Source organism: Amycolatopsis sp. 3B14 (genome assembly GCF_050958625.1).
GTDB lineage: Bacteria > Actinomycetota > Actinomycetes > Mycobacteriales > Pseudonocardiaceae > Amycolatopsis_E > Amycolatopsis_E thermoflava.
Genome location: NZ_JBHZEN010000055.1, coordinates 87,114 through 110,919, shown reverse-complemented (window position 1 = coordinate 110,919; position 23,806 = coordinate 87,114). Strand labels below are relative to the sequence as shown.

Annotated in this window: 27 protein-coding genes; 9 read left to right on the top strand and 18 right to left on the bottom strand. The window is 71.9% G+C overall.

What is annotated here, in order from left to right; all coding sequences use genetic code 11:
- The first annotated feature begins 419 nt into the window (after nucleotides 1-419).
- Nucleotides 420-689, top strand: coding sequence for a hypothetical protein (locus ACCP09_RS28690; RefSeq protein ID WP_400981968.1), 270 nt, complete (start codon nucleotides 420-422; stop codon nucleotides 687-689).
- On the opposite strand, the gene ACCP09_RS28685 is transcribed toward ACCP09_RS28690, so the two are convergent.
- Together ACCP09_RS28685 and ACCP09_RS28680 are read right to left on the bottom strand one after the other, a co-directional pair.
- Nucleotides 650-2,089 carry an FAD-dependent monooxygenase gene (locus ACCP09_RS28685; protein WP_433751705.1) on the bottom strand — a complete coding sequence of 480 codons (1,440 nt, stop codon included), beginning with the start codon at nucleotides 2,087-2,089 and terminating at the stop codon, nucleotides 650-652. The two genes, ACCP09_RS28690 and ACCP09_RS28685, sit on opposite strands and share 40 nt — an antisense overlap.
- Before the next feature lie 174 nt (nucleotides 2,090-2,263).
- Nucleotides 2,264-2,758 carry a MarR family winged helix-turn-helix transcriptional regulator gene (locus tag ACCP09_RS28680; protein WP_123686836.1) on the bottom strand — a complete coding sequence of 165 codons (495 nt, stop codon included), beginning with the start codon at nucleotides 2,756-2,758 and terminating at the stop codon, nucleotides 2,264-2,266.
- A gap of 108 nt (nucleotides 2,759-2,866) precedes the next feature.
- Here ACCP09_RS28680 and ACCP09_RS28675 point away from each other — a divergent pair, with 108 nt between their 5' ends.
- Nucleotides 2,867-3,616 carry an SDR family oxidoreductase gene (locus ACCP09_RS28675; protein ID WP_433751703.1) on the top strand — a complete coding sequence of 250 codons (750 nt, stop codon included), beginning with the start codon at nucleotides 2,867-2,869 and terminating at the stop codon, nucleotides 3,614-3,616.
- A 132-nt stretch (nucleotides 3,617-3,748) separates the two neighbouring features.
- On the opposite strand, the gene ACCP09_RS28670 is transcribed toward ACCP09_RS28675, so the two are convergent.
- The 4 genes from ACCP09_RS28670 to ACCP09_RS28655 all read right to left on the bottom strand — a co-directional run bounded on the left by ACCP09_RS28670 (nucleotide 3,749) and on the right by ACCP09_RS28655 (nucleotide 7,545).
- Nucleotides 3,749-6,136 (bottom strand): ATP-binding cassette domain-containing protein, encoded by a 2,388-nt coding sequence (locus ACCP09_RS28670; RefSeq protein ID WP_433751701.1) that lies wholly within the window; start codon nucleotides 6,134-6,136, stop codon nucleotides 3,749-3,751.
- A gap of 63 nt (nucleotides 6,137-6,199) precedes the next feature.
- On the bottom strand, nucleotides 6,200-6,607 hold the full coding sequence (locus ACCP09_RS28665; RefSeq protein ID WP_017982415.1) for a VOC family protein: 408 nt from the start codon (nucleotides 6,605-6,607) through the stop codon (nucleotides 6,200-6,202).
- Nucleotides 6,608-6,617: 10 nt separating this feature from the next.
- Nucleotides 6,618-7,016, bottom strand: coding sequence for a helix-turn-helix transcriptional regulator (locus ACCP09_RS28660; RefSeq protein WP_123686839.1), 399 nt, complete (start codon nucleotides 7,014-7,016; stop codon nucleotides 6,618-6,620).
- A gap of 148 nt (nucleotides 7,017-7,164) precedes the next feature.
- Nucleotides 7,165-7,545, bottom strand: a complete 381-nt coding sequence (locus ACCP09_RS28655) for a hypothetical protein (RefSeq protein WP_037322389.1) — start codon at nucleotides 7,543-7,545, stop codon at nucleotides 7,165-7,167.
- 66 nt (nucleotides 7,546-7,611) lie between these two features.
- On the opposite strand from ACCP09_RS28655, the gene ACCP09_RS28650 reads away from it, so the two are divergent.
- A complete protein-coding gene (locus tag ACCP09_RS28650; protein WP_400981956.1) occupies nucleotides 7,612-8,397 on the top strand; it encodes a glycerophosphodiester phosphodiesterase in 786 nt (261 codons plus the stop codon).
- A 73-nt stretch (nucleotides 8,398-8,470) separates the two neighbouring features.
- Here ACCP09_RS28650 and ACCP09_RS28645 read toward each other — a convergent pair whose 3' ends face one another.
- Nucleotides 8,471-9,142: a transglycosylase family protein gene (locus ACCP09_RS28645; RefSeq protein ID WP_027929819.1), complete on the bottom strand. Its 672-nt coding sequence runs from the start codon at nucleotides 9,140-9,142 to the stop codon at nucleotides 8,471-8,473.
- A gap of 239 nt (nucleotides 9,143-9,381) precedes the next feature.
- Between ACCP09_RS28645 and ACCP09_RS28640 the strand changes: the two genes are divergently transcribed.
- Both ACCP09_RS28640 and ACCP09_RS28635 read left to right on the top strand, forming a co-directional pair.
- Nucleotides 9,382-10,137 carry a thymidine kinase gene (locus ACCP09_RS28640; protein WP_027929820.1) on the top strand — a complete coding sequence of 252 codons (756 nt, stop codon included), beginning with the start codon at nucleotides 9,382-9,384 and terminating at the stop codon, nucleotides 10,135-10,137.
- A 228-nt stretch (nucleotides 10,138-10,365) separates the two neighbouring features.
- Nucleotides 10,366-10,713: an RNA polymerase-binding protein RbpA gene (locus tag ACCP09_RS28635; RefSeq protein ID WP_017982421.1), complete on the top strand. Its 348-nt coding sequence runs from the start codon at nucleotides 10,366-10,368 to the stop codon at nucleotides 10,711-10,713.
- Nucleotides 10,714-10,792: 79 nt separating this feature from the next.
- Here the strand turns inward: ACCP09_RS28635 and ACCP09_RS28630 are convergent, their stop codons facing one another.
- The 4 genes from ACCP09_RS28630 to ACCP09_RS28615 all read right to left on the bottom strand — a co-directional run bounded on the left by ACCP09_RS28630 (nucleotide 10,793) and on the right by ACCP09_RS28615 (nucleotide 15,874).
- Entirely contained in the window at nucleotides 10,793-11,557 is a 765-nt protein-coding gene (locus ACCP09_RS28630; protein WP_378335243.1) for a DUF2382 domain-containing protein, read from the bottom strand.
- A gap of 314 nt (nucleotides 11,558-11,871) precedes the next feature.
- Nucleotides 11,872-12,639 carry a polyprenol monophosphomannose synthase gene (locus ACCP09_RS28625; protein ID WP_027929822.1) on the bottom strand — a complete coding sequence of 256 codons (768 nt, stop codon included), beginning with the start codon at nucleotides 12,637-12,639 and terminating at the stop codon, nucleotides 11,872-11,874.
- A gap of 27 nt (nucleotides 12,640-12,666) precedes the next feature.
- Nucleotides 12,667-14,253 carry an apolipoprotein N-acyltransferase gene (gene lnt, locus ACCP09_RS28620; RefSeq protein ID WP_433751696.1) on the bottom strand — a complete coding sequence of 529 codons (1,587 nt, stop codon included), beginning with the start codon at nucleotides 14,251-14,253 and terminating at the stop codon, nucleotides 12,667-12,669.
- A 10-nt stretch (nucleotides 14,254-14,263) separates the two neighbouring features.
- Entirely contained in the window at nucleotides 14,264-15,874 is a 1,611-nt protein-coding gene (locus tag ACCP09_RS28615; protein ID WP_433751694.1) for an amidohydrolase, read from the bottom strand.
- Nucleotides 15,875-15,972: 98 nt separating this feature from the next.
- Between ACCP09_RS28615 and ACCP09_RS28610 the strand changes: the two genes are divergently transcribed.
- Nucleotides 15,973-17,340, top strand: a complete 1,368-nt coding sequence (locus ACCP09_RS28610; RefSeq protein ID WP_027929825.1) for a KamA family radical SAM protein — start codon at nucleotides 15,973-15,975, stop codon at nucleotides 17,338-17,340.
- Nucleotides 17,341-17,344: 4 nt separating this feature from the next.
- Here ACCP09_RS28610 and ACCP09_RS28605 read toward each other — a convergent pair whose 3' ends face one another.
- On the bottom strand, nucleotides 17,345-18,109 hold the full coding sequence (locus ACCP09_RS28605; RefSeq protein ID WP_433751692.1) for a sulfite exporter TauE/SafE family protein: 765 nt from the start codon (nucleotides 18,107-18,109) through the stop codon (nucleotides 17,345-17,347).
- Nucleotides 18,110-18,173: 64 nt separating this feature from the next.
- On the opposite strand from ACCP09_RS28605, the gene ACCP09_RS28600 reads away from it, so the two are divergent.
- The gene (locus tag ACCP09_RS28600) at nucleotides 18,174-18,953 is read left to right on the top strand and encodes an AraC family transcriptional regulator (protein WP_431902877.1); all 780 of its coding nucleotides are present in this window, start codon (nucleotides 18,174-18,176) and stop codon (nucleotides 18,951-18,953) included.
- On the opposite strand, the gene ACCP09_RS28595 is transcribed toward ACCP09_RS28600, so the two are convergent.
- Together ACCP09_RS28595 and ACCP09_RS28590 are read right to left on the bottom strand one after the other, a co-directional pair.
- Nucleotides 18,928-19,257 (bottom strand): hypothetical protein, encoded by a 330-nt coding sequence (locus ACCP09_RS28595; RefSeq protein ID WP_431902875.1) that lies wholly within the window; start codon nucleotides 19,255-19,257, stop codon nucleotides 18,928-18,930. The genes ACCP09_RS28600 and ACCP09_RS28595 overlap by 26 nt on opposite strands.
- 38 nt (nucleotides 19,258-19,295) lie before the next feature.
- The gene (locus ACCP09_RS28590) at nucleotides 19,296-19,529 is read right to left on the bottom strand and encodes a DUF2118 domain-containing protein (RefSeq protein ID WP_027929829.1); all 234 of its coding nucleotides are present in this window, start codon (nucleotides 19,527-19,529) and stop codon (nucleotides 19,296-19,298) included.
- A 140-nt stretch (nucleotides 19,530-19,669) separates the two neighbouring features.
- On the opposite strand from ACCP09_RS28590, the gene ACCP09_RS28585 reads away from it, so the two are divergent.
- A complete protein-coding gene (locus ACCP09_RS28585) occupies nucleotides 19,670-20,128 on the top strand; it encodes a hypothetical protein (RefSeq protein WP_433751689.1) in 459 nt (152 codons plus the stop codon).
- Here the strand turns inward: ACCP09_RS28585 and ACCP09_RS28580 are convergent.
- The gene (locus tag ACCP09_RS28580; protein ID WP_433751687.1) at nucleotides 20,105-21,199 is read right to left on the bottom strand and encodes an MGDG synthase family glycosyltransferase; all 1,095 of its coding nucleotides are present in this window, start codon (nucleotides 21,197-21,199) and stop codon (nucleotides 20,105-20,107) included. The two genes, ACCP09_RS28585 and ACCP09_RS28580, sit on opposite strands and share 24 nt — an antisense overlap.
- Nucleotides 21,196-22,083, bottom strand: a complete 888-nt coding sequence (locus ACCP09_RS28575; RefSeq protein ID WP_433751685.1) for a DMT family transporter — start codon at nucleotides 22,081-22,083, stop codon at nucleotides 21,196-21,198. Before ACCP09_RS28575 ends, ACCP09_RS28580 begins: the two co-directional genes overlap by 4 nt.
- 97 nt (nucleotides 22,084-22,180) lie before the next feature.
- On the opposite strand from ACCP09_RS28575, the gene ACCP09_RS28570 reads away from it, so the two are divergent.
- Nucleotides 22,181-23,257 carry a GDSL-type esterase/lipase family protein gene (locus ACCP09_RS28570; protein WP_123686849.1) on the top strand — a complete coding sequence of 359 codons (1,077 nt, stop codon included), beginning with the start codon at nucleotides 22,181-22,183 and terminating at the stop codon, nucleotides 23,255-23,257.
- Nucleotides 23,258-23,278: 21 nt separating this feature from the next.
- Here the strand turns inward: ACCP09_RS28570 and ACCP09_RS28565 are convergent, their stop codons facing one another.
- Together ACCP09_RS28565 and ACCP09_RS28560 are read right to left on the bottom strand one after the other, a co-directional pair.
- Nucleotides 23,279-23,578 (bottom strand): hypothetical protein, encoded by a 300-nt coding sequence (locus tag ACCP09_RS28565; RefSeq protein ID WP_020417852.1) that lies wholly within the window; start codon nucleotides 23,576-23,578, stop codon nucleotides 23,279-23,281.
- Nucleotides 23,571-23,795 (bottom strand): hypothetical protein, encoded by a 225-nt coding sequence (locus tag ACCP09_RS28560; RefSeq protein ID WP_027929834.1) that lies wholly within the window; start codon nucleotides 23,793-23,795, stop codon nucleotides 23,571-23,573. Before ACCP09_RS28560 ends, ACCP09_RS28565 begins: the two co-directional genes overlap by 8 nt.
- Nucleotides 23,796-23,806: the final 11 nt, after the last annotated feature.

Here is a 23,806-nt window from a genome sequence, read left to right as displayed (position 1 = left end):
GAGCCGTTCGGCGGCTTGGGCCCAGAGCGCTTTCCCGGAGACTGCGGTATAGCCGTGGAGAGCTTCCCAACGGATGTCGTGGGCGGCCGGCCACAGGCCCGCCGCCCACGCGATCTGCTGTTCTTCCGCGGTGAACGACCGGCCACCGCGGACATCGACCGCCGCCGGAACAGCACAGCGGCCGGCTGGTGCCCGAGATGGTCCCGGCACCACGCCGGTAACCAGTCCGGCAGGTCGTCCAGCACCACGGTGAAGACCGTGCCACGGGCCCCGTCGCGAAGGCGGGGTCATCTTCACCGGGGGAAGCCCCGCACCAGCCCTCTCGGCACTCTACTTGACATAATGTGCATTATCGGCGCGCCGTAACGAAGTGGCCGGCGGGAGCGACACAAGATCGAATTCCCAGCTCAGGAGCGCCCATGACACCACGCACGACCGTCGCGGTTCTCAGCGTTGTCGCGATAGCCATCGGGGTGTTTCTCGTGTTCTCGGGGCTCATGGCGCAACCCGGGTTCGTCACGCCGGACGGCACGGCGTGCGACCCCTCGGCGGATCTGAAGCGCTACGTGCTCGAGGACTGCCTGCCCGCGGAGCCCGAAGGTGATCCACTGGGCACCCCCTTGGCCGGACTCGGCCTTCTCGGGCTGATCTACGCGCGCCTGCTCATGCCGCCCACCGGACCACGCTGACGTCCAGCCTCGCCGAACCAGCGGGACAGTTGCTCGTCCAAACCCTGCTGCTCGTCGCCGGCCCAGGCGACGTGGCCGTCGGGTCGCAGCAGGACGCCTGGGGCCTTCAGGGCGGCCGTCGGGTCCGTCAGCAGGTCCACCCGGTCCGACCATCCGTCGACGTTCAGACCGCCGGTGCGGTCCAGCACCAGGCCGCGGCCGCGGTACAGCTGCCCGTACAGACTGCCCTGCGCCAGGTCGATGTCGCGCAGGCGGCGGCCGACCAGGTCGGGGCCCAGCCCGAAGTCGTACCGGATGCCGATCCCGGTGATCTTCTCGATCAGGTGGCGGTTCACCTCGTCGAAGTCCATCAGCTCGGCCACCAGCCTCCGCGCGGCCTGCGGGCCCGGCTCCGGAGACATCAGTTCCGTCTGGGCGCGCGTGTTGTCCAGCACCTCCGCGGCGACCGGGCGGCGTTCGGCCTCGTAGGTGTCCAGCAGCGCCGCCGGGGCCCAGCCACGCACCTGCGCGGCCAGCTTCCAGCCGAGGTTGACCGCGTCCTGCACCCCCAGGTTGAGGCCCTGTCCCCCGATGGGCGGGTGGATGTGCGCCGCGTCGCCGGCGAGCAGCACCCGCCCCTTCCGGTACCGGTCGGCCAGCCGGGTGGCGTCGCCGAAACGGGACAACCAGCGCGGGGAATGGACACCGAAATCGGTTCCGGCGATGGCGCGCAACTGCCGTTTGAAATCGTCCAGATTCGGCGGCCGGTCGCCGGCTCCTCCGGCGGGCACGATGACGCTGTATATCCCACCCCCGAACGGCCGCATCCGGATCCCGTCCGGCACGGCGGCGAGCTCCTCCGGCGGCGCGCCGACCTCCATCTCCCCCATCAGCGTTTCGCTGCGTGACGGCTCGCCGGGGAAACCCACCCCGAGCAGCTTGCGAACCGTGCTGCGCGCGCCGTCGCAGCCGACGAGATAGCGGCAACGCAATACCTCACCGGCCAGTTCGACCGTGACGCCATCGTCATCCTGTTCGAAACCGGTCACCGCGCACCCGTGCCGCACCTGGGCGCCCAGTTCAACGGCGTGTTCTTCGAGCAGCCGCACGATGACCGGCTGCGGGATGCCCAGGAGGTACGCGTGTGCGGAATCCACGGCGGGCGGGGGTTTGGGAATGGCGGCGAAGAAGCCGCCTGCCGGGCGCCGCCGTCCGTGTTCGAGGAGCCGCTCCAGCAGTCCGCGCATGGCCATCAGTTCGAGGCTGCGGATGTGCAGTCCGACGATCCGGACGAACGAGGCAGGCTCGGTTTCCTGTTCCAGGACGAGCACTCGCACGTCGTGCAGCCGCAGTTCGGCGGCCAGCATCGCGCCGGCCGGGCCGCACCCGGCGATGATCACGTCGAAGGGCGGAGTATTCACAGGCGTTGCCTTTCGGGAGTCTCGAAGAGCGCTCCCAGCGACACCTACGTCAATCGCATCGAGGGGAGCACCCACCGCGGTACTGCAGTCACGGGTCTCACCTCCTCAGCCGGCGTCACGGTCGAGGGCAAGTTACAAGTCCGCGCTCCACCCCGTCCAGTCCTTTTTCCACGATCACAGCGGCGGCGGTGGCAGGGTGCCGCGCTCCAGCAGCGTCGCGTACACGCCCTCCATCGCCTCGGTCAGCGACGGCAGCAGGTCCTCGGAGAGGCCGGCGAAGAACAGGTCCTTCACCAGCTTCACGTGGCCGGGCGCGGCGTCCGCGAGCAGGGCGCGCCCCTCGTCGCTCAGGCTCACCTCGATCGCGCGGCGGTCCACGGTGGACTGTCGCAGCCGGAGCAGCCCCCGGCCCTCCATGCGGCGGGCGTGGTGCGAGGTGCGGGTGCGTTCCCAGCCGATGTGGTTCGCCAGCGCCGTCATCTGGAGGCGGCCTTCGGGCGCGACGCTCAACGCGGTCAGCACGTCGTAGTCGGCGAGAGAGATGTCACTGTCGGCCTGCAACTGGCGGTTCATCTCGTAGCGAAGACGCAGCTGGACGCGGATGTAGGCGAGCCAGGCGCGCTGCTGCTCCGGAGTGAGCCAGTCCGGCTCGTTGCGTTTAGGTGACATGTCTCGTAACCTGTCGATCGTGGGCGAACGGCGGCGTTGCCAGGCGATTTTCCCGTACCGGTCGCCGCGACGGCGCGCTGCCCGCCCCCTTCGGACAGGAATGAGGAAATGACGGTTCTCACCGGTAAAACCGCGGTCATCACCGGCGCCACCAGCGGCATCGGCCTCGCCGCGGCGCGGCGCTTCGCCGCCGAAGGCGCCCGGCTGTTCATCACCGGCCGCCGCGAAGACGCGCTGAAGGAGGCGGCCGCCACGATCGACGGCGAGGTCACCGCCGTACGCGTGGACAGCGCCGATCTCGCCGACCTCGACCGGCTCTACGCCACGATCGGCGAGCAGGGCCTGCGCATCGACGTGCTGTGGGCCAACGCGGGCGGCGGCTCGTTCGCCACCCTGGACCAGGTGACCGAACAGCACTTCGACGAAATCTTCGGCACCAACGTGCGCGGCACGCTCTTCACCGTCCAAAAGGCACTCCCCCTGCTCAACGACGGCGCGTCGGTCATCCTCACCGGGTCGACGGCCGCGACCGTGGGCACCGAGGCGTTCGGCGTCTACGGCGCCTCCAAGGCCGCGATCCGCTCGTTCGCGCGGACCTGGGCCAACGAGCTCAAGGGCCGCGGAATCCGGGTGAACACGATCAGCCCGGGCCCGATCGACACCCCGGGCATCACCGGGCTCGCGGCCGGCGACGAGGAAGCGGTGGAGCTGAAGCGGATGCTCGCCGGCACCGTCCCGTTGGGACGGATGGGGCGGCCCGATGAGGTCGCCGACGTCGGGGTGTTCCTCGCCTCCGGCCACAGCAGCTTCGTCACGGGCATCGAGATGTTCGTCGACGGCGGCGCGAACCAGGTGTGAGCGCCGTGGACCTGGGACGGATCGGTGTCTGGAGCGTCGGGCTGCGCACCGCGCTGCACGCAGTGGCGGGAGCCGGCCGCGGTCGTCTGACCGCCCGGGCATCCGGCGTGGGGCCGGATGCCCGGGGCGCGATCAGGCCACGTACTCGGCGAGGTGCTCGCCGGTGAGGGTGGACTTCTTGGCGACCAGCTCGGCCGGGGTGCCCTCGAACACGATCTGCCCGCCGTCGTGGCCCGCGCCGGGCCCCAGGTCGATGATCCAGTCCGCGTGGGCCATCACTGCCTGGTGGTGTTCGATCACGATGACCGACTTGCCGGAGTCCACGAGCCGGTCCAGCAGGGCCAGCAGCTGCTCGACGTCGGCCAGGTGCAGGCCGGTGGTCGGCTCGTCGAGGACCAGCACGCCGCCCTTCTCCCCCATGTGCGTGGCCAGCTTGAGCCGCTGGCGCTCGCCGCCGGACAGCGTGGTCAGCGGCTGCCCCAGCGTCAGGTACCCGAGGCCGACGTCGGCCAGGTGGGTGAGGATCTTGTGGGCGGCGGGCACCTTCGCCTCGCCGTCGCCGAAGAACTCCAGCGCCTCGGCCACCGGCATCGCGAGCACCTCGCTGATGTCGCGCCCGCCGAGCTTGTACTCCAGCACCTCGGCCTGGAACCGCTTGCCTTCGCACTCCTCGCAGGTGGTGGCCACGCCGGCCATCATCGCGAGGTCGGTGTAGATCACGCCGGCGCCGTTGCAGGTCGGGCAGGCGCCCTCGGAGTTCGCGCTGAACAGGGCGGGCTTGACGCCGTTGACCTTGGCGAAGGCCTTGCGGATGGGTTCGAGCAGCCCGGTGTAGGTGGCGGGGTTGCTGCGCCGCGAGCCCTTGATGGCGCCCTGGTCGACGGTCACGACACCGTCGCGGCCGGACACCGAGCCGTTGATGAGCGAGCTCTTGCCCGAGCCCGCGACCCCGGTGACGACGACCAGCACGCCAAGCGGGATGTCCACGTCGACGTCACGCAGGTTGTGGGTGTTCGCGCCCCGGACCTCCAGCGCGCCGGACGGCTCACGCACCGACGGCTTCAGCCTCGCCCGGTCGTCCAGGTGCCGCCCGGTGAGCGTGCCGCTGGCCCGCAGCCCCTCGACAGTGCCCTCGTACACCACTTCCCCGCCCTCGGTGCCGGCGCGCGGGCCGAGGTCGACGACGTGGTCGGCGATGGCGATGGCCTCCGGCTTGTGCTCGACGACCAGCACGGTGTTGCCCTTGTCGCGCAGCTGCAGCAGCAGGTTGTTCATGCGCTCGATGTCGTGCGGGTGCAGCCCGATCGTCGGCTCGTCGAAGACGTAGGTGACGTCGGTGAGCGAGGAGCCGAGGTGGCGGATCATCTTGGTGCGCTGCGCTTCGCCGCCGGAGAGCGTGCCCGCGGGCCGGTCGAGGCTGAGGTAGCCGAGTCCGATCTCGACGAACGAGTCCAGGGTGTGGCGCAGGGATTCCAGCAGCGGCGCCACCGACGGCTCGTCCAGGCCCTTCACCCACTCGGCGAGGTCGCTGATCTGCATGGCGCACACGTCGGCGATGTTCTTGCCCGCGATCTTCGACGACCGGGCCTCGGCGGACAGGCGGGCGCCGTCGCACTCGGGGCAGGTGGCGAAGGTGACCGCGCGTTCCACGAAGGCGCGGATGTGCGGCTGCATCGCCTCCTTGTCCTTGGACAGCATCGACTTCTGGATGGTCGGGACCAGGCCGGAGTAGGTCAGGTTGATGCCGTCGACCTTGATCTTGGTCGGTTCCTTGTAGAGCAGGTCGTCGAGCTGCTTCTTGGTGAACTTCTTGATCGGCTTGTCCGGGTCGAAGAACCCGCAGCCGCGGAAGATGCGGCCGTACCAGCCGTCCATGCTGTAGCCGGGGATGGTGACCGCGCCCTCGTTGAGGGACTTGTTCTCGTCGTAGAGCTGGGTCAGGTCGATGTCGGAGACCCGGCCCATGCCCTCGCAGCGCAGGCACATGCCGCCGGTGATGTTGAAGCTGCGGCGTTCCTTGACCGTGCGGCCGCCGCGTTCCACGGTGACCGCGCCCGCGCCGCTGATCGAGGCGACGTTGAAGGAGAACGCCTGGGGTGAGCCGATGTGCGGCTTGCCGAGGCGGCTGAACAGGATGCGCAGCATCGCGTTGGCGTCGGTGGCGGTGCCCACGGTGGAACGCGGGTTGGCGCCCATCCGCTCCTGGTCGACGATGATCGCGGTGGTGAGGCCGTCGAGGACGTCGACCTCGGGTCTGGACAGCGTCGGCATGAAGCCCTGCACGAAGGCGCTGTAGGTCTCGTTGATGAGCCGCTGCGACTCCGCGGCGATCGTGCCGAACACCAGGGAGCTCTTGCCCGAGCCGGACACGCCGGTGAACACGGTCAGCCTGCGCTTGGGCAGCTCGACGCTGACGTCCTTGAGGTTGTTCTCCCGCGCGCCGTGGACTCGGATGCGGTCGTGGCTGTCGGCGGCGTGGGTGGCAGGCCCCTGCGTGTTCTTCCTGGTGGCCTTGGTCATCGGGTCTCCCGTGGTGTGCGGTGGGTGGTGGCGGCCGGGCGGCCGCCACCACGGGTGGGGGTGTCAGGCGAGCTGCTGGAGGCGGACCATGTTGCCCGCCGGGTCGCGGAAGGCGCAGTCGCGCACGCCGTAGGGCTGGTCGACCGGTTCCTGGACGACCTCGGCGTCGCGGGCCTGCAGGCGCTCGAAGACGCCGTCGAGGTCCTTGGTGGCCAGGTTGATGCTGGCGAAGGTGCCCTTGGCCATCATCTCGGTGATGGCCGCGCGCTCGCTGTCGGTGATGCCGGGGGTGGCCTCCGGCGGGTACAGCACGATGGAGACGTCCTGCCCGGGCGGGCCGACGGTGATCCAGTGCATGCCGTTGTAGCCGACGTCGTTGCGGACCTCGAAGCCGAGGACGTCGCGGTAGAAGGCGATGGCGGCGTCCCGGTCGTTGTGCGGGAGGTAGGTGGCGTGAATGCTGATGTCCATGGCCGTCAGGTTATTTGCGGGCCACGGGCGGCGCTTCTCGATTCCTGATCGGTCTGGTGACCTGTTTCGCGACGCACGGCGGCATGCCCACGGTCGCCTCCGCGGCCTCGGCGCGGTAGGCGCTGGGCGGCATGCCGACCAGTTCGGTGAAGCGGGTGCTGAAGGTGCCCAGCGACGAGCTGCCGACGGCGAAGCAGACCTCGGTGACGCTCATGTCGCCGCGGCGCAGCAGCGCCATCGCGCGTTCGATGCGCCGGGTCATGAGGTAGGAGTAGGGCGATTCGCCGTAGGCGCGCTTGAACTCGCGGCTGAGGTGCCCGGCGGAGACGTTCACCCCGCGGGCGAGCGCCTCGACGTCGAGCGGCTGCGCGTACTCGCGGTCGATCCGGTCCTTGACCCGGCGCAGCATCGCGAGGTCGCGGAGGCGCTGAGCCTGGGTGGAACTCCTGGTCACTGCCGAATCGTGCCATAACGGGCGGCCTCGTGCGGCCGGTTCGGCACATCGCGCGCGGATGTCGCCGGTCACCGGCCGCCGCGGCCCGTGGTGGCGGGTGGGTTCAGCGCAGCCGTTCGAGGTCGCGGGCCGTTTCGGCGAGTTCGAGTGCCATGCGGCGCAACTCGCCGGGGTCGGCGCCGTCGTCGACGGCCGTGACGACGTCTTCGGCGGCGCAGCGCAGCTGGAAGAGGCGGTCCTGCAGCGCGGTCAGCTCGGTGTCGGACAGCACCACGGCGTCCTCGGGCAGGCCGCTGCGCTGGACGGCGACCCGGCGTTCGTAGGCGCGCTGGCGGCAGGACTGGCCGCAGTACCGGCGGCGACGGCCGGTGCTCCCCTGCTCGATCGGCCGGCCGCACCAGCCGCAGTGCAGGACGGCGCCGGGCCGCCGCCGGCGCGCGGAAACGTCACGTGACGCTTCGATCTGGTCCACCTGTCCGCTCACGCAGCAGACCCTAACCGGCCACGCGGAACTCATGCCTCGGCCACGCCGATGCCCCACACTGGTCGGGTGCAGATCAACCACCCGTACCTGAGCGGCACCCTCCCCCGCGCGTTCGCCCACCGCGGGTGGCACCTGGACGAGCTCGACGGGCTGGAGAACTCGCTGCCCGCCTTCCAGCGCGCGGTCGCCGAGGGCTACGCCTACGTCGAGACCGACGTGCACGCCACGGCCGACGGCGTGGTCGTGGTGCACCACGACGCGCTGCTGGACCGGACCACCGACGCCCACGGCCCGATCGCGAAGCAGACCTGGTCCGCGGTCTCCCGTGCGAAGGTCGGCGGCCGGGCGCCGGTGTCGCGGCTGGAGGACGTCCTGGAGGAGCTGCCGCAGACGCGGTTCAACATCGACGTCAAGAGCGACCGGGCGATCGTGCCGTTCGTCAAGACGGTCGAGCGGATGGGCGCGATCGACCGGGTCGCGGCGGCGGCGTTCTCCGACAACCGGCTGGCCGCGATCCGCAAACTGGCCGGGCCGAAGCTGATCACTTCGATGGGCCCGCGGTCGGCGGCCGTGCTGTGGGCCAGCGGGTGGCTGCCGTGGGCGCGGCTGGGCTTCCTGTGCCGGGGCGAGATGGCGCAGGTGCCGTCCCGGCAGGGCGCGATGACGGTGATCGACCGCGGGTTCGTGCGCAGCGCCGAGCGGGCCGGTGTCGAGGTGCACGCGTGGACGATCAACGAGCGGGCGCACATGGAGCGGCTGCTCGGCCTCGGGGTGCACGGCATCGTCACCGACCGGCCGGACGTGCTGCGTGAGGTGCTCACCGAGCGCGGCGCCTGGCCGCCCGCCGACTAGCCACCTCGGCGCCCGCCCCGGCTCCACGGCGCCAAGCAGCCACCCGCGCCGGCAACCTCTGCCGCGGGGAGACCTAACGGGGCGGTTTGCCCTCCCACGCCGCGTTCCACGTCTTGGGGCCGAGGCGGCCGGAGTCGTTGATGCCGTTGGCGCGCTGCAGGTCCAGCACCGCGTCGCGGGTCTTGTCGTAGTAGCAGCCGGTGCCGGTGAAGCCGTAGCCGAAGGCGTTCATCCGCAGCTGGAAGGTCTTGAGGGCTTCGGCGCAGTCGCCGTAGGCGTAGACGACGCCGGGCCAGGCGGGCTTGGCGCCGGCGACCGGGGCCGGGACGGGGCCGCCGCCGATGTAGGCGCTCTCGGCGTAGGTGGGGACGCGTTTGCTGCGGGCGTCCTTGTCGTTGCGCAGCCCGAGCATTCCGGCGCACTCCCAGGGCTGCCAGCCGCGCATGCGGTAGAGGTAGAGGGCGCGGTAGTCCTGCTCGGCGGGGGTGGCGAGGTCCGGGCGGCCCTGGCCGCCGACGCTGCGCCAGGTGGGCAGGTCGAACTGGTAGGCGCCGTAGTACCCGTTGCCGGTGTTGACGGTGTAGCGGTTGCTGGACTCGCACATGCGCAGCTTGAGCCAGGTCGCGGCGCTGGGGTCGGCCGACGCGGACGGGACGGCGACCAGCTGGGCCCCCAGGGCCAGCAGCGCGGCGAGCGCGAGACGGGCTCCGGCGCGGGCCGAGGGTCTCCAGCGGGGCTTTCTCATGCGGTCACCGTAAGTTCGCGCACCACGAACCTCAACTGTCACACCAGCCTCAGCTGTACCAGCATCGACGGGTCGCAGGGGGTCGGTGACACGCGTGCAGGCCTGCGAACACCCCGGAAACCGGACAAAAACCCTCCCCTTGCTCCCCGCTCCCCTGTCATCGGCAGCCGGACGCGACGGCTCCGCTGTTTTCACCCGATCAAGGGAGCCCGTCGCGGGGCTGGATAGGGTCGTCGGTCGTGAGCACCCTTGGCGACACCGATCCGGACCCGACCGACGCCCTGTCCCCGCTGCCCTCGCGCAACGGGTCGGGCACGCCGGCGCGGGGCAGGCTGCGGTTCTGCTACGGCCCGATGGACTGCGGCAAGTCCACGCTCGCGCTGCAGATCAACCACAACCACGCCCGGCAGGGCAGGCGCGGGATGCTGCTGGTGCGGCACGACCGGTCGGGTGAGCCGCGGATCAGCAGCCGGATCGGGATCACCCGCGAGGCGACCGAGGTGGGCGCCGACACCGACCTGCGGCAGCTGGTGCGCCGCGAGTGGGTCGCCGGGCGCCCGCTGGACTACCTGATCGTGGACGAGGCGCAGTTCCTGTCCGCGGCGCAGGTCGAGCAGCTGGCCGAACTGGCCGACGAGGTGTCCCTGGACGTGTACTGCTTCGGGATCGCCACCGACTTCCGCAGCCGTCTCTTCCCCGGGGCCCAGCGGTTGTTCGAACTGGCCGACGACCTGCAGCCGGTGCAGGTGGAGGTGCTGTGCTGGTGTGGCGCGCCGGGGCGGTTCAACGCCCGGGTGGCTGACGGCGAAGTCCTCCGGGAGGGTGACACCGTGGTGGTCGCGGACACCGCTCCGGGGGTAGTTGAAAACGCAAGTTCACCACACTGGGAGACGGAATTGGCTACTTTGCGTTATCAAGTACTATGTCGCCGCCACTTCCGCCTCGGCGACCTGGGGCCCGCGTCGCCGCAACACGGTCAGCTGCGGCTGACCTGAACGGATCAGCCCTTCCCCCGCACGGGGGAATATGCCAAGAAGACCCCCACATCCGCGTCACGTCGTGCACCGAATCGACTCTCAACAGAGGAAGCTGTTGCCGAGGGGTGATTCAGCTCATCGTGAGTAACGACATGGTGCTGTGGGAATTCCCAGTTGCCAGTAGCCGTTGCATAGGGTGAGCATCACCCTGGCTCTAGACCCGGAGCCGACTGAAAGGACGTCATCATGGCCGACCGTGTTCTCCGTGGAAGCCGGCTGGGAGCGGTCAGCTACGAGACCGACCGCAATCACGATCTGGCCCCGCGCCGTACGGTGCGATACGCGTGTCCGAAGAACCACGAGTTCGAGGTGCCCTTCTCCGACGACGCCGAGATCCCCTCGGTGTGGGAGTGCCGCCTGCACGGCAGCGAGTCCGAGATCGTCGATGGCGCGCAGCCCGAGCAGAAGAAGGTCAAGCCGCCGCGCACGCACTGGGACATGCTGCTCGAGCGGCGGAGCATTCCCGAGCTCGAGGAACTGCTGAACGAGCGTCTCGCTGAGCTGAAGGGACGGCGTACGTCCAAGTCGGCGTAGCGCTTCTGCCTCTCCCACCACACCGAAGGCCCCCGTGTCCTCCCGCCACGGGGGCCTTCGCCTGTCCAGGGCAGCCCGCTCAGGCGCGGCGCTCCCGCCCGGTGTCGGCTTCGATGTGCTCCTTGCGGACTTCGCCCGCCACGGTCTCGGTGTCCTGAACCTCTTCCTTGGCCAGCCGCACCCGCTCGACCGGCACGGCTTCGGTTTCGACCACCGGCCGCTCTTCGCGCAGGACGACCTCGTGTTCCTCCTCGGAGATGGCGGGCCCGTCCATGGCCTGGCCCCGATTGGCGTCGGTGATCGGTTCCCGCTCGACGCGCACTTCCTCCCGGGTCACCGGGACCTGGACCTGCTCGGTCTCGGTGACCACGTACTTGCGCAGCCGGGCGCGGCCGCGTTCGCGCTGCTCGGTGCCGACCCGTAGCCGCTCCTCCGACCGTGTCATGGCGTCGTCGGTGGTGGGGCCGGAGATGTCCCGGCCGGTCGTCTCCCGCGCGGGTTCCGCCTGCTGCGGCACCTGGTAGTGGCGGTAGAGCCGCTGCTCCTCGCTCTCGTCGATGTGGCGGCCCTGGGCCGTCGGGTCGGGCGTCACCCGCGGCGCGTCCTTGATCAGGTCCTTGGGGTAGGTCGTCTCCAGGTCGCCGTCGTCGCGTGGGCGCACCCCCTGGACGGGCACCAGGGAGTCGTGGGTGCCGAACAGGCCGGTGCGCACCGTGAGCCAGGTGGGGTGGCCCTGCTCGTCGTCGGTCCACAGCTCCTCGACGTGGCCGATCTTCTCCCCGCTGGTGTGGTAGAGGGTGTGCCCGGCCCAGTCCGCGAAGTAGCGCGTGCCGATTTCGGTCATGGTGGTTCCTTCACTGGAGGCGCCGGCGGACGGCCGGCGGTTTGCGGGGAACCCGACGCCGACGAAGGCGGCGTTCTGCTCAGTCGGGTCCATCGATGTCGCCGCAACGGGCTCGGCGGCTCGACCTCCAGTTACCCTCGGCAGTGATCGGTTATCGGACCAGCCGGAATGTCACCGCAATGGCGCAGACAGCAGGGCGCACTCGACGACCGACAGTAGAAAACGCCCCCGCCGTCGCCCGTCGGCACGGGGCCGACCGGGCGACGGCACACGGACAGTAGTGCGCGGTTCTGGCGCGAAACGGGGCCGCCGGGTCAGCGGCGGCGCAGCAGCGACCGCACCTGCTCGGCCCGGTAGCGGGCGCCCCACAGCCCCACGCGCAGCAGGGCCTCGCGGATGATGGCGCTGCTCATCTTCGACTGGCCGATCTCCCGCTCGGTGAAGGTGATCGGCACCTCGACCACGTCGAAGCCGGTGCGGACGGTGCGCCAGGCGAGGTCGATCTGGAAGCAGTAGCCGCGCGAGGCAATCTCGTCCAGCGGGAGCTTCTCCAGCACCTCACGCCGGTAGGCGCGGAACCCCGCGGTCACGTCCTTGATCCGCACGCCCAGGGCGAGCCGCGAGTACAGGTTGGCCGCGCGAGAGAGCAGTTCCCGGTGCTTGGGCCAGTTCACCAGGCTGCCACCGGGCACGTAGCGGGAGCCGAGCACCAGGTCGGTGTCGCCGAGGGCGGCCAGCATCCGCGGCAGGTCCTCGGGCGCGTGCGAGCCGTCGGCGTCCATCTCGACGATCGTGCGGTAGTCGCGTTCCAGGCCCCATCGGAACCCGGCCACGTAGGCGGCGCCGAGGCCGGCCTTCTCGGTGCGGTGCAGCACGTGGACGCGGTCGTCGCCGGCGGCGATCTTGTCCGCGAGCTCCCCGGTGCCGTCCGGGCTGCCGTCGTCGACCACCAGGGCGTGCACCTCGGGCAGGGCCCGGTGCAGCCGGTCCAGGATGAGTGGCAGGTTGTCCCGCTCGTTGTAGGTCGGGATCACCACCAGCACCGGATCGATCGGTCGGGCCGCCCGTGGCGCGTGCGCCATCCCCTTGTTCCTCCCCCGCGGAGAACCTCACTCCGCCCTGGTCGCCGTCGTGCTCGTCGCCCGGGTGCGGACGCGCAGGACGAGCCCGGCCAGGATGGCGGCGAGCGCCGCCCCGACCAGCCCGTACTCCGTGGACGCCCCGAGTCGATCCGACAGCGTAGCCTGTGTGCGCAGCGGCACATCCCCGACCAGGGACGCGGCGGTGAACTGGCTGGTCGACTGGGTGACGGTGCCGTCCGGTTCGACCAGGGCGCTGACCCCGCTGGTGGCCGACACGACGACCGCGCGGCCGTGCTCGACGGCCCGCAGCCGCGCCATCGCCAGCTGCTGGTAGGTCATTTCGCTGTGGCCGTACCAGGCGTTGTTGGTGGGCAGCACGATCAGCTGGGCGCCGTCGTTCACCGCGTCGCGGGAGACGTAGTCGTAGGCGATCTCGTAGCAGATGGGCACGGCGACCCGGGTGCCGGCGATGTCGAGCACCGCCGGGGTGGACCCGGCCTGCATGTCGCCGGTGTCGTCGACGAAGGGCGTGAACCAGCGGGCGATCGAGCGGGCCGGGACGAACTCGGCGAAGGGCACCAGTTCCTGCTTGGTGTAGTTCTCGCCGCGGCCGGTGGCCGGGTCCCACACGAACTCGGTGTTGCGGGTGCGCTGCCCCGGCTCGCGGTAGCGGGCGCCGATCAGGGTGGGGATGCCGAGTTCCCGCACCATCTGGTCGAGCACCGGGTCGGTGGTGGTGAGGTCGGTGGCGGTCTCCGGCCACACGATGAGGTCCGGCGTGGGCACGGCGCCGGAGCGGATCGCCGCGCGCAGGACCTCGCTCTGGGCGAGGTGGTTGGCGCGCAGGGTGGCCGACTCGTTGATCAGGTCGAGGCCGACGTCGGGCGCGTTGCCCTGCACCGTGGCCACCGTGCGGCTGCCGGCCTGGGCGCCGGTGCCGATCGTGGGCCACAGCGCGAGCCCGGCGACAACCGGGACGAGGGTGGCGATCACGGGCAGGCGGAGCGCGCGCCGGTCGCGGCGGGCGGCGTGCGCGAGCAGCGCGGCCAGCCCGAACCCGGCGAGCACGACGGCGAACCCGGTCAGCGGCGCGCCGCCGATCGAGGCGAGCGGGGTGAACGCCCCCTCGGGCTGGCTGAACGCGACGCGGCCCCACGGGAACCCGCCGAAGGGCCACCAGCTGCGCGGGGTCTCGCTGGCGATGATCACCGCCGCCATCCACACCGGCGCGCCGGGCAGGCGGGCGACGACGGTGCAGAGGGCGGCGGCGAGCCCGAGGTAGGCGGCCAGCGCGGCGGACAACGCGACCCACGGGGCGGGCCCGAAGCCGCGGCCGAGGAAGTCCTGCAGCCAGAACAGCAGCGGCAGGTACAGGCCGAGCCCGAACGCGAAGCCGTAGCCGAGGCCGCCCCAGAACCGCCGCCCGCGCAGCGCAAGACCGAGACCGGCGAAGCCCAGCGGCGCGAGCCACCACAGGTCGCGGGGCGCGAAGGCGAGGTAGAACACGAACCCCGAAGCCGCGGCGAGCGCGAGGCGCAGCAGCCAAGGCCGCCACTGCCGCTTCTTCCGGGTGGGTGCCGACGGCTCGGCGGACTCGGCCACTGGTGCTGCCACGCGATGAACTCTAGGCCGCGGAGGTGAACGCGTCGTAGAGCACCTCACCGCCCCGGACCGTGCGCAGGCAGGTGGGCAGCGGAGCGTCCGGGTCGAGCGGCGGCAGCGCGGGGACGCGCGAGCGCGGGTCGGTGGACCAGCGCTGGACCCGGGAGTCCGGCGCGGCGACGACGAGGTCGGCGGCGTCCCAGACGGCGTAGTGCGCGGGTGCGCCGGGCACCAGGCTGCCGGTGAGGCCGTCGTTGACGCCCGCCGCGCGGTGGCCGCCCCGGGTGTGGGCGGTGAAGGCGGCGCGCGCGGACAGGCCGGAGCCGGGCGTGCGGTGGTGGACGGCCGCGCGGACGCTGTCCCAGGGCTGCAGCGGGGTGACCGGGCAGTCGGAGCCGAACGCGAGCAGGACCCCCTCGGCGGCGAGCATCGCGAACGGGTTCATGGCCGCGGCGCGCTCGGGGCCCAGCCGCTGGGCGTACATGCCCGCCGTCCCGCCCCACAGGGCGTCGAACTGGGGCTGCATGGAGCCGGTGACGCCCCAGCCGGCCAGCGCCTTGGCCTGCTCGGCGTCGATCATTTCGAGATGCTCGAGGCGGTGGCGGCCACCGGCCAGCGCCCGCTGCCCGACGGTCTTCTCGGCGAGCTGGAAGCCGCGCACGACCTCGGCCACGGCGGCGTCGCCGATGACGTGGAATCCGGCCTGCAGTCCGGCTTCGGTGCAGGCGATCAGGTGCCCGGCGACGGTGTCGGCGTCGAGGTAGCGGGCGCCGGTGGAGCCGGGTTCGTCCAGGTAGGGCTCGTGCAGGGCGGCGGTGTGGGAGCCCAGCGCGCCGTCGGCGAACAGGTCGCCGGCCAGGCCGCGTGCGCCGAGGCGGCGGGCGGTGTCGACGGCGTCGAGCTCACCCCAGTAGCCGATCACCTCGGGGTGGCCGGGTTCGGCGGCGAGGGCGAGGAGGTCGGCGAGGTCGTCCTCGCCGGAGATGTCGGGCCCGGCGCATTCGTGGACGCTGACGATGCCGCGGGCGGCGGCCAGGCGGAGGAAGGCCTCCTGGGCGCGGCGGCGTTGCTCGCGGGTGAGCGCGGCGCGCACGGCGGTGCGGACGTGGTGGTGCGCGTCGCGGGTCAGCGGCCCGTCCGGGGACCAGCCTGCGGCGTCGCGGGCGGCGGGGGCGAGTTCGACCAGCGCGGTGGACACCAGGGCGGAGTGGACGTCGACGCGGCTGAGGTAGACGGGGACCCCGGCGGCGGCTTCGTCGATCTCGGCGCGGCTGGGCAGCCGGTCCGCGGTCCAGGTGGTCTCGTCCCAGCCGTGGGCGATCAGGACCTCGCCGGGGCGGGCGGCGGCGCGGATCGCGGCGAGCAGGCCGGCGGCGTCGGTGATCCCGCCGAGGTCGACTCCGGCCAGGTGGAGGCCGGTGGCGGTGGCGTGCACGTGGGCGTCGACGAAGCCGGGGGCGACGAACGCGCCGTCGAGGTCTTCGACGCGGGCGTCCGGGTGCAGGGCGCGGCCGGGGCCGTCCTGGCCGATCCAGACGATGGTGCCGTCCTTGACCGCCATCGCGGTGGCGTCGGGGTTGCTGGGCGAATGGATCCGCCCGCCCAGCAGGAGCGTGGTGCTGTCGTCGGTCACGGTGTCGAGTGTGCACGATGGGTCGCGACGAAAGCTTTTACGTCGTATTGTCACTTTCACCGGAAGTTTTGACGCAGCAGCGCCGACGAGGAGCAGAGATGACTGCGATCCAGGAAGTCTCCCCCGCCGACACCGATGTCGCCGAGCAGCCCTACGCCTACCGCCGCACCGAGCTGGCCGAACCGGACTGGCGCCGGTTCCCCGGGTGGCGGGAGGTGACCGAGGCGCAGTGGCGGGACGCCCAGTGGCAGCGCGTGCACTGCGTGCGCAACATCAAGCAGCTGCGCGCGGTGCTCGGGGACCTGGTCGAGGAGCGGTTCTACGACGACCTGGCCGCCGACCAGCGCGAGCTGGCGACGATGTCGATGCTGGTGCCGCCGCAGATGCTCAACACGATGACGGTGGACTCGACCGAGGCGTTCTACGCCGACCCCGTCCGCCGCTACATGCTGCCGGTGCGCAGCGACCGCGACCCGGAGTGGCCGAGCCACCCGCACTCGGCGCGCGACTCGCTGCACGAGGCCGAGATGTGGGTGGTGGAGGGCCTGACCCACCGCTACCCCACCAAGGTGCTGGCCGAGCTGCTGTCGACCTGCCCCCAGTACTGCGGCCACTGCACCCGGATGGACCTGGTGGGCAACTCGACCGAGCAGGTGGTCAAGCACAAGCTGGACCTCAAGCCGGTGGACCGCCAGGACGCGATGATCGATTACCTGCGCCGCACGCCGGGCGTGCGGGACGTCGTGGTCTCCGGCGGGGACGTGGCGAACGTGCCGTGGCACCAGCTGGAGTCGTTCCTGATGCGACTGCTGGACATCGAGACGGTGCGCGACATCCGGCTGGCGACCAAGGCGCTGGCCGGGCTCCCGCAGCACTGGCTGCAGCCCAAGATCGTCGAGGGGCTGGAGCGGGTGGCGGGCACGGCGCGGCGGCGCGGGGTGAACCTGGCGATCCACACGCACGTCAACCACGTCCAGTCGGTGACGCCGCTGGTCGCCGAGGCGGCGCGGACCGCGCTGGAGGTCGGCGTGCGGGACGTGCGCAACCAGGGGGTGCTGATGCGCGGGGTGAACGCGACCCCGGCCGCGCTGCTGGACCTGTGCTTCGCGCTGCAGGGCGAGGCGAACATCCTGCCGTACTACTTCTACCTGTGCGACATGATCCCCAACGCCGAGCACTGGCGGCTGGCGGTGTGGGAGGCGCAGGAGCTGCAGCACGCGATCATGGGCTACCTCCCGGGCTACGCGACGCCCCGCATCGTGTGCGACGTGCCCTACGTCGGGAAGCGCTGGGTGCACCAGGTCGCCGAGTACGACCGCGAGCGCGGCATCTCCTACTGGACGAAGAACTACCGCACCGGAATCGAACACGACGACCCCGAGGCGCTGCGCCGCCGCTACCCGTTCTACGACCCGATCTCCACGCTGCCCGAACAGGGCCGCGCCTGGTGGACGGCGCGGGGCTGAGCGCTCAGGCCGTGACGATCACCGCGATCGTCACGGCCACCAGCAGCGCCACGTAGGCGATGGCGTGCACGCGGTCCGGGATGCGGCCGGTCACGCGGCGGGTGATCGCGATCGCGGGCAGCGAACCGGCGAGCAGCAGGCCCGCGGCGGCGACGTCGACGTACCCGGTGGGGCCGTCCGCCGACACGGCGTAGACCACCGTGGCGACGACCGCGACCGGCGCGCTGAGCGGGTTCGCGATCGCGGTCGCCTCGGTCATCGGCAGGCCGCTGCGCCGCAGCAGGGGCACGGTCAGCACGCTCCCGCCGACGCCGAGCGCGCTGGCGACCACGCCGATCCCGACCCCGCCTGCCGTCCGGGCGACCGGGCCCAGCCCGCCGGGACCGGCGCCGCGGTCGAGGAATCCGCTGCGCAGCAAGCAGTCCGCGATCGTGATCAGCAGGTAGGCGACGAACGCGGCGTGCAGGATCGGTTCCGGCAGGCGGGTCGTGGTCAGCGCGCCGAGCGCCGCGCCGACCGCGATGAACCCGGCCAGCGGCCACACCCGGTCCCGGCGCAGGCGGCCCGCCCTGGCCTGGGCGAGCGTGGCGGCCAATGAGTTGACCACCATCACCGCCGCCGAGGTCGCGACCGCGACATGCATCTGCCCGGTCACGGCGAACACCACGGGCACCGTGAGGAACCCGCCGCCGAAGCCGAACAACACGGTGGTCACGCCGGTGAGGCAGCCGAACGCGAGCAGGACGGAGAAGGACACCACGTCCGGCACGCTAGGACCCGGCCACGGTGGCGGGCATTCGACGAACCGCCACCGGTCATCGAGAATCCGACACGTGCGCAACGTTCCCCTCGCCGACGTCGACAGCCTCGACCGCGACGTGCTGGCGATCGGCACCGACTACCCGCCGGATCACCTGCTGGAGTTCCACGAGCACCGGCGCGCCCAGTTCCTGCACGGCGCGACCGGGCTGATGGAGGTGGAAACCGCCGACGGCACCTGGACCGTGCCCGCCGACCGCGCGGTCCTCATCCCGCCGCGGACTCGCCACCAGGTCCTGATGCGCGGCGTCAGCACCCGCAGCCTCTACCTCGAACCCGCGGCGGTGCCGTGGTTCCCCACCCGCTGCCGGGTCGTCGCGGTCTCACCGCTGCTGCGGGAACTGCTGCGCGCCGCCGTCGACGCCGAACCGGAGTACCCGCGGCACGGGCGCGACGCCGCGGTGATGGAGCTGATCCGGCACGAGATCCAGGCCCTCGCCCCGCTGCCGTTCGACCTGCCGTTGCCCCGCCACGCCCGGCTGCGCGCGCTGTGCCTGGATTTCCACCGGCGCCCGGACGTGCATGCGCCGCTGTCCGCGTGGGCGGCCCGCCTGCACCTGTCCGAGCGCACCCTCAACCGGCTCTTCCGCGCCGAGACCGGGCTGACCTACCAGCGGTGGCGCCAGCGCGCCTGCACCCTGCACGCCATCCGGCTGCTCGCCGCCGGCGCCACCGTCACGGCGGTGGCCGCGGCGCTCGGATACGACACGCCGGCCGCGTTCACCGTGATGTTCCGCCGCGAGACCGGATCCGCGCCCAGCGGGTTCCTCACACGTGGCGCAGCGCCTGGTTGAGCAGGTTGCCGCTGCGGTCGAGGCAGTCGTCGCAGATCACGGCGCCCGTCTGGACGCACCGCATGCGCGGGAGGCTGCGGGTGAAGCCGAGGAAGGTGCGCCGGTCGGTGCGGTCGCAGAACTCGCACGGCTCTCCCCCGCTCCGCAGGCGTTCCAGGTCGGTGCCGCCGCGGCTGGTGCGCGGCTGTCCGTCGCGGACGAGACCGAGACCGGTTTCCACGCAGCGCGCGCAGATCGGGCCGGCCGGCCCGGGGACGCGGCGCTCACCGGCCGCGGGCGGGGTGTCGCAGAACCTGCACCGCATCGTCCGGTTTTCCCGATCGGGTGGCACCGGAAACCCGTTCACTCGACGCGGGCGATCAGCGCGCCCTGCACGAGGGCATCGCCCTCCTTGGCCAGCAGCCGCACGACCCCGGCGGCGGGCGAGGAGATCTCGACGTCGACCTTGTCCACGGCGACCTCCGCGAGCAGGTCGCCCTCGGCGACGCGCTCGCCGTCCTGCACGAACCAGGTCGCCACCACACCCTCGGCGTCCGGGTCCTTCTCCGACAGCATCGGGAACAGCACTTCGGTCACGTCGCGACCACCTCCGGTGTGGGCAGCACCGGCCGTTCACACCTCCGCGCTGCCCGGAAACATCCAGGATGTGACGGCCCGCCTGGTTCTGGCAAGCGCGTAGGTTGGGCTTGGACAGCAATCACCAACGGAGGTGAGCGATGCGCACGAGACGTCGGGCACGCTGGGTTCGGATCGAGGCGTGGCACATCCCGGTCCGGCTGGTGACCGGGGCCTTCGTCCTGAACTCGGGCTTGGCCAAGCGGAAGGCCGACGAGACGACGACGGCGCAGCTGCACGGGTTCGCCGCGGGCACGTACCCGCCGGTGAAGCGCGTGCCGCCGGAGAAGTTCGTCCGGGCGCTGTCGGCCGGCGAGATCGCGCTGGGCACGATGCTGCTGATCCCGGCGGTGCCGCCGCTGGTGGCAGGCGCCGGCCTCGCCGCGTTCTCGGCCGGGCTGCTCGGCCTGTACGCGCGCACGCCGGGCCTGCGGCAGGAGGGCTCGATCCAGCCCACCGAGCAGGGCGTCGCGATCGCCAAGGACGTGTGGATGTTCGGCATCGGCGCGTCGATGGTGCTGGACCACTTCCTGGGGTCACACCGCCGCGAGCGCGCGTAGCGCGGAGCCGAGGTCGCCGGCGGACTCCAGGTGCCGGGCCGCGGACTCGGCCATCGACTTCCGCAGTTCCGGGGTGTCGAGCATCCGCCGGACCGCCGCCGCGAGTTCGCCGTCGGCCTCGCACACGACCGCGAGCCCGGCTTCGGCCATGAGACGGGCGTTGGCTCGGCCGTGCGCGGCGATCGGCCGGTGCATCAGCACGGGACGGCCGCAGGCCAGCGCTTCCAGCCCGGTGGCGCCGCCGGCGTTGGTGACCACCACGTCGGCGGCGATGGTCCAGGCGGCCATTTCGTCGGTCCAGCCGAGCACGCGCAGGCGCGGGTCGGCGAGCCGCCGCAGTGACCGCGCCAGGCGCTCGTTGCGGCCGCACACCACCACGGGCACCACCGAGGGGTCTGCGGCGAGCAGTTCGCGGGCGGCGGAGGAGACCTGGCCGAACCCGAGCGAACCGCACGACACCAGCGCCACGAACGTATCCGGCGGCAGCCCTAGCCTGCGGCGCGCGGCGTTGCGGTCGCCGGGCCGGAACTCGCCGCGCACCGGCGGCGCGGACACCGCGACGGGCGCGTCGGGCACGCACCGCACGGCGGGCGGGATCGCGACCGGGTGCATGACGAGGTTGCGGTCGATCCGCCCGTACACCCAGAACGGGTGCGGCGCGAAGTCGGAGATCCACGCGCCCACCGGGGCGCGCAGCAGGCCGCGGCGGCGCAGCCACTCCAGGCCCGCGGTGCCCAGTGGGTAGGTGGACAGCACCAGGTCCGGTTCCCCGACGACCCGCGCCAGGCGGCGGCCGCACCAGGCGCCCGTGAAGCGCTTGCAGGCGGCGGCGAACCAGCGGGAGCGCCACAGCGCCGCGTAGAAGAACTCGTACAGCCACGGCGTGCGGCGCACGTTGGTGACGTAGATCTGCCGGAACAGCGGGCCGACGCCGGGACCCATCACGTCGAGGGCGTCGAGCCAGCGGATTTCCGCGCTGGGCCACAGCCGGTGCACGGCCTCGGCGAGGGCGCGGCCGGTCGCGTTGTGCCCTTCGCCCATCGTCGCGGACACCACGAGCACCTGTTTCACCGGACCTCCCGTGGAGTCAGGCGCGCCGCCCTGGCGGACAGCACGACGATGCCGGCGATCACGACGAGACCGGCCAGGCCGGCGCCGGCGAGCGCGGCCGGGTCGGCGGTCACGGTCTCACCGAGCCACCACACGCCGATGGCGACACCGACGAGCGGGTCCAGCGCGGTGATCACGGCCAGCGCCGGGGTGAGGAACTCGCCGCGCTGGAAGGTGTTCTGGCTGAGCAGGAACCCCAGCGGCCCGACCACGCACACCACGTACAGCACCGGGTGCGTGAACGGTGCGGCGAGGCTGTCCCGCGCCTGCCCGGCCACGACCTTCATCAGCCCGGCGGTGACGCCGTAGAGCACGCCGGTGGCGACGGCGAGCCCGAGGACCCGCAGCGCGCCGGGCGCCAGCACCGACACCGCGAGCCCCAGCACGGTCAGCGCGGCCAGGGTCAGCGCCAGCACCACCGGTGCCGGGCCGCGGACGAACGTCGTGCTCTCCTCGCCCGGGCGTGCCAGCAGCAGCACCGCGGCCAGCCCGCACACGCACATCAGCGAGCCGGCGCCGAGCACAGCGTCCGGGCGGCGGTCGGCCAGCCGGTCGGCGAAGAACCCGGCGAAGATCAGCGATGTCAACAGCAGGGGCTGCACCACCAGCAGCGGCGCGAACGCCAGCGCGACCAGTTGCAGCACCAGGCCGGCGACCGTCGCCGCCATCCCGGCCAGCCACAGCGGACGGCGCGCGAGGCGGGACAGCAGCGCCGGGTCGAGGGTGCGGGCGGTCTCGACCTGTTTGGTGGCGCGCGCCTGCGCGGCACTGGCCAGGCCCATCAGGGCGGCCCCGGCGACCGCGGCGGGCACGGCCACCGCCCAAGCGCTCGGTCCCGTCGGCACCTCGCCCCCTCGGTGGTCACTTTCACGGTAGCGGCGGGACGATCACCGGGGGCCGGGTTCACAAGGGCTTCGGCCGGGCTTCTCTAAACTGCCACCGGTGCGACGGTTTCGGTGGTGGATCGGCGGGGGCGTTCTGCTCTTCGTCCTGGTGCTGGTGGGGATCTTCGTGTTCACGGGACCGAGCACGCCACCCGGGCCCATCGAGCGCCCCGGTCCGCCCGGCACCGGTCCGCTGACGATCGTGTCCATGGGCGACAGCACGCTGTCCGGTGAGGGCGCGGGCAGTTACACCGCCGACACCAACGGCGCCAACGGGGACTGGTGCCACCGCTCCCCCAACGCGACGGTGGAGAAGACCGACGTGCCGGGCATCGTGGAGAAGGTCAACCTCGCCTGCTCCGGCGCGCCCGCCGCGCAGGTCGGGCTGGGCGACACCAGGCAGTGGACCGAGCCGTCCCAGGCCGGGCAGCTGGCGGAACTGGTGAAGACCCACCGTGTCGCGGCGGTCGTGGTCGCGGTGGGCGCCAACGACGACCCGCGTTTCTCGCAGCTGATCTCGCAGTGTTTCCAGGCGTGGTTCATCTCCGGCAACGCGCCCTGCCGCACCACGATCGCGCCGACCTGGCAGCAGCGGGTCGACGCGATGGTGCCGAAGGTGGTGAGCGCGCTCGGCGACATCAAGACGGTGCTCGCCCGCGCCGGGTACGAGCCGGAGGACTACCAGCTGGTGCTCCAGTCCTACGCGGCGCCGATCGGGCCGGGGATCCCGGCGAACCTGCAGAACCTCAACGGGTGCCCGTTCCGCACCGAGGACCTGCAGTGGGTGGTCAACGAGGGCGTGCCGGTGCTGTCCCGCGGGCTGGCCTCGGCGGCGGCGCAGGCCGGGGCGCGGTTCCTGGACCTGTCCCGCGCCGGGCTGGGGCACGAGGCGTGCAGCGGCGGGGCCGACCCGTCGACGGAGTGGTTCAGCCGGCTGACGCTGCAGCTCAACGACCTCGCCGACGCCGACCGCGCGAGTCATGCCATTCAGGAATCGTTCCACCCCAACGCGAACGGGCACGCCCAGTTCGGCCGCTGCCTGACCGAGTTCCTGGCGACGTCCGGCCCGGCGGCCGCGTGCCTGAAGGGCCAGGACGGCAACCTCCACCCGGCGGCCACCGTCACCGCCGGGTAGCGCCGCTCAGCGGTCCGCGCCCTAAAGGTCCAGTGCCGCGCGCAGCGCGATGTCCACCTGCTCCTGCGTCTGCTGGTCGATCTCGGCGATCCGCTCCACGAGCCACCCGCGGTAGAGGCGGGTCAGGAACAGCGTGGAGATCCAGAACCGGCTGTCCAGCGCGACGCCGAGGATGTCCTGCGGGTCCTCTTCCAGCAGTTCGGTGCCGATGAGCCAGGGGCGTTCCGACTCGTTGACGCCGTCGGAGGACAGCAGCAGCACCGTGCGTTCCCGGGACGGCTGGGTGGGCGGCTTGTACGCCCAGATCTCGCCTTTACGCACCCAGGTCCTTCTCCGCCGCGGCCAGTTCCGCCTCGTCGGCCGCGGCCAGCGCCTCCGCGTCGTGCCGGGCCGGGGCGCGGTAGCCGGTGCGGACGGCCTCGCGCCGGGCGGCGCGGGACAGCCACGCCGACAACGAGATGCCGTGCGCCTTCGCCGCGCGCTCGGCGTACTCGATCGCCGCCGTGTCGAGCGAGAGCGTGACCTTACGAGTTGCCATACCTTTTATCG

Coding starts and splice junctions, on each gene's coding strand:
- ACCP09_RS28595 (WP_431902875.1), bottom strand. CDS start 19,257: ATGCGGTGCAGGTTCTGCGACACCCCGCCCGCGGCCGGTGAGCGCCGC.
- ACCP09_RS28670 (WP_433751701.1), bottom strand. CDS start 6,136: ATGACCAAGGCCACCAGGAAGAACACGCAGGGGCCTGCCACCCACGCC.
- ACCP09_RS28630 (WP_378335243.1), bottom strand. CDS start 11,557: ATGACCGAAATCGGCACGCGCTACTTCGCGGACTGGGCCGGGCACACC.
- ACCP09_RS28610 (WP_027929825.1), top strand. CDS start 15,973: ATGACTGCGATCCAGGAAGTCTCCCCCGCCGACACCGATGTCGCCGAG.
- ACCP09_RS28560 (WP_027929834.1), bottom strand. CDS start 23,795: ATGGCAACTCGTAAGGTCACGCTCTCGCTCGACACGGCGGCGATCGAG.
- ACCP09_RS28635 (WP_017982421.1), top strand. CDS start 10,366: ATGGCCGACCGTGTTCTCCGTGGAAGCCGGCTGGGAGCGGTCAGCTAC.
- ACCP09_RS28660 (WP_123686839.1), bottom strand. CDS start 7,016: ATGCTGCGCCGGGTCAAGGACCGGATCGACCGCGAGTACGCGCAGCCG.
- ACCP09_RS28690 (WP_400981968.1), top strand. CDS start 420: ATGACACCACGCACGACCGTCGCGGTTCTCAGCGTTGTCGCGATAGCC.
- ACCP09_RS28645 (WP_027929819.1), bottom strand. CDS start 9,142: ATGAGAAAGCCCCGCTGGAGACCCTCGGCCCGCGCCGGAGCCCGTCTC.
- ACCP09_RS28585 (WP_433751689.1), top strand. CDS start 19,670: ATGCGCACGAGACGTCGGGCACGCTGGGTTCGGATCGAGGCGTGGCAC.
- ACCP09_RS28625 (WP_027929822.1), bottom strand. CDS start 12,639: ATGGCGCACGCGCCACGGGCGGCCCGACCGATCGATCCGGTGCTGGTG.
- ACCP09_RS28665 (WP_017982415.1), bottom strand. CDS start 6,607: ATGGACATCAGCATTCACGCCACCTACCTCCCGCACAACGACCGGGAC.
- ACCP09_RS28675 (WP_433751703.1), top strand. CDS start 2,867: ATGACGGTTCTCACCGGTAAAACCGCGGTCATCACCGGCGCCACCAGC.
- ACCP09_RS28680 (WP_123686836.1), bottom strand. CDS start 2,758: ATGTCACCTAAACGCAACGAGCCGGACTGGCTCACTCCGGAGCAGCAG.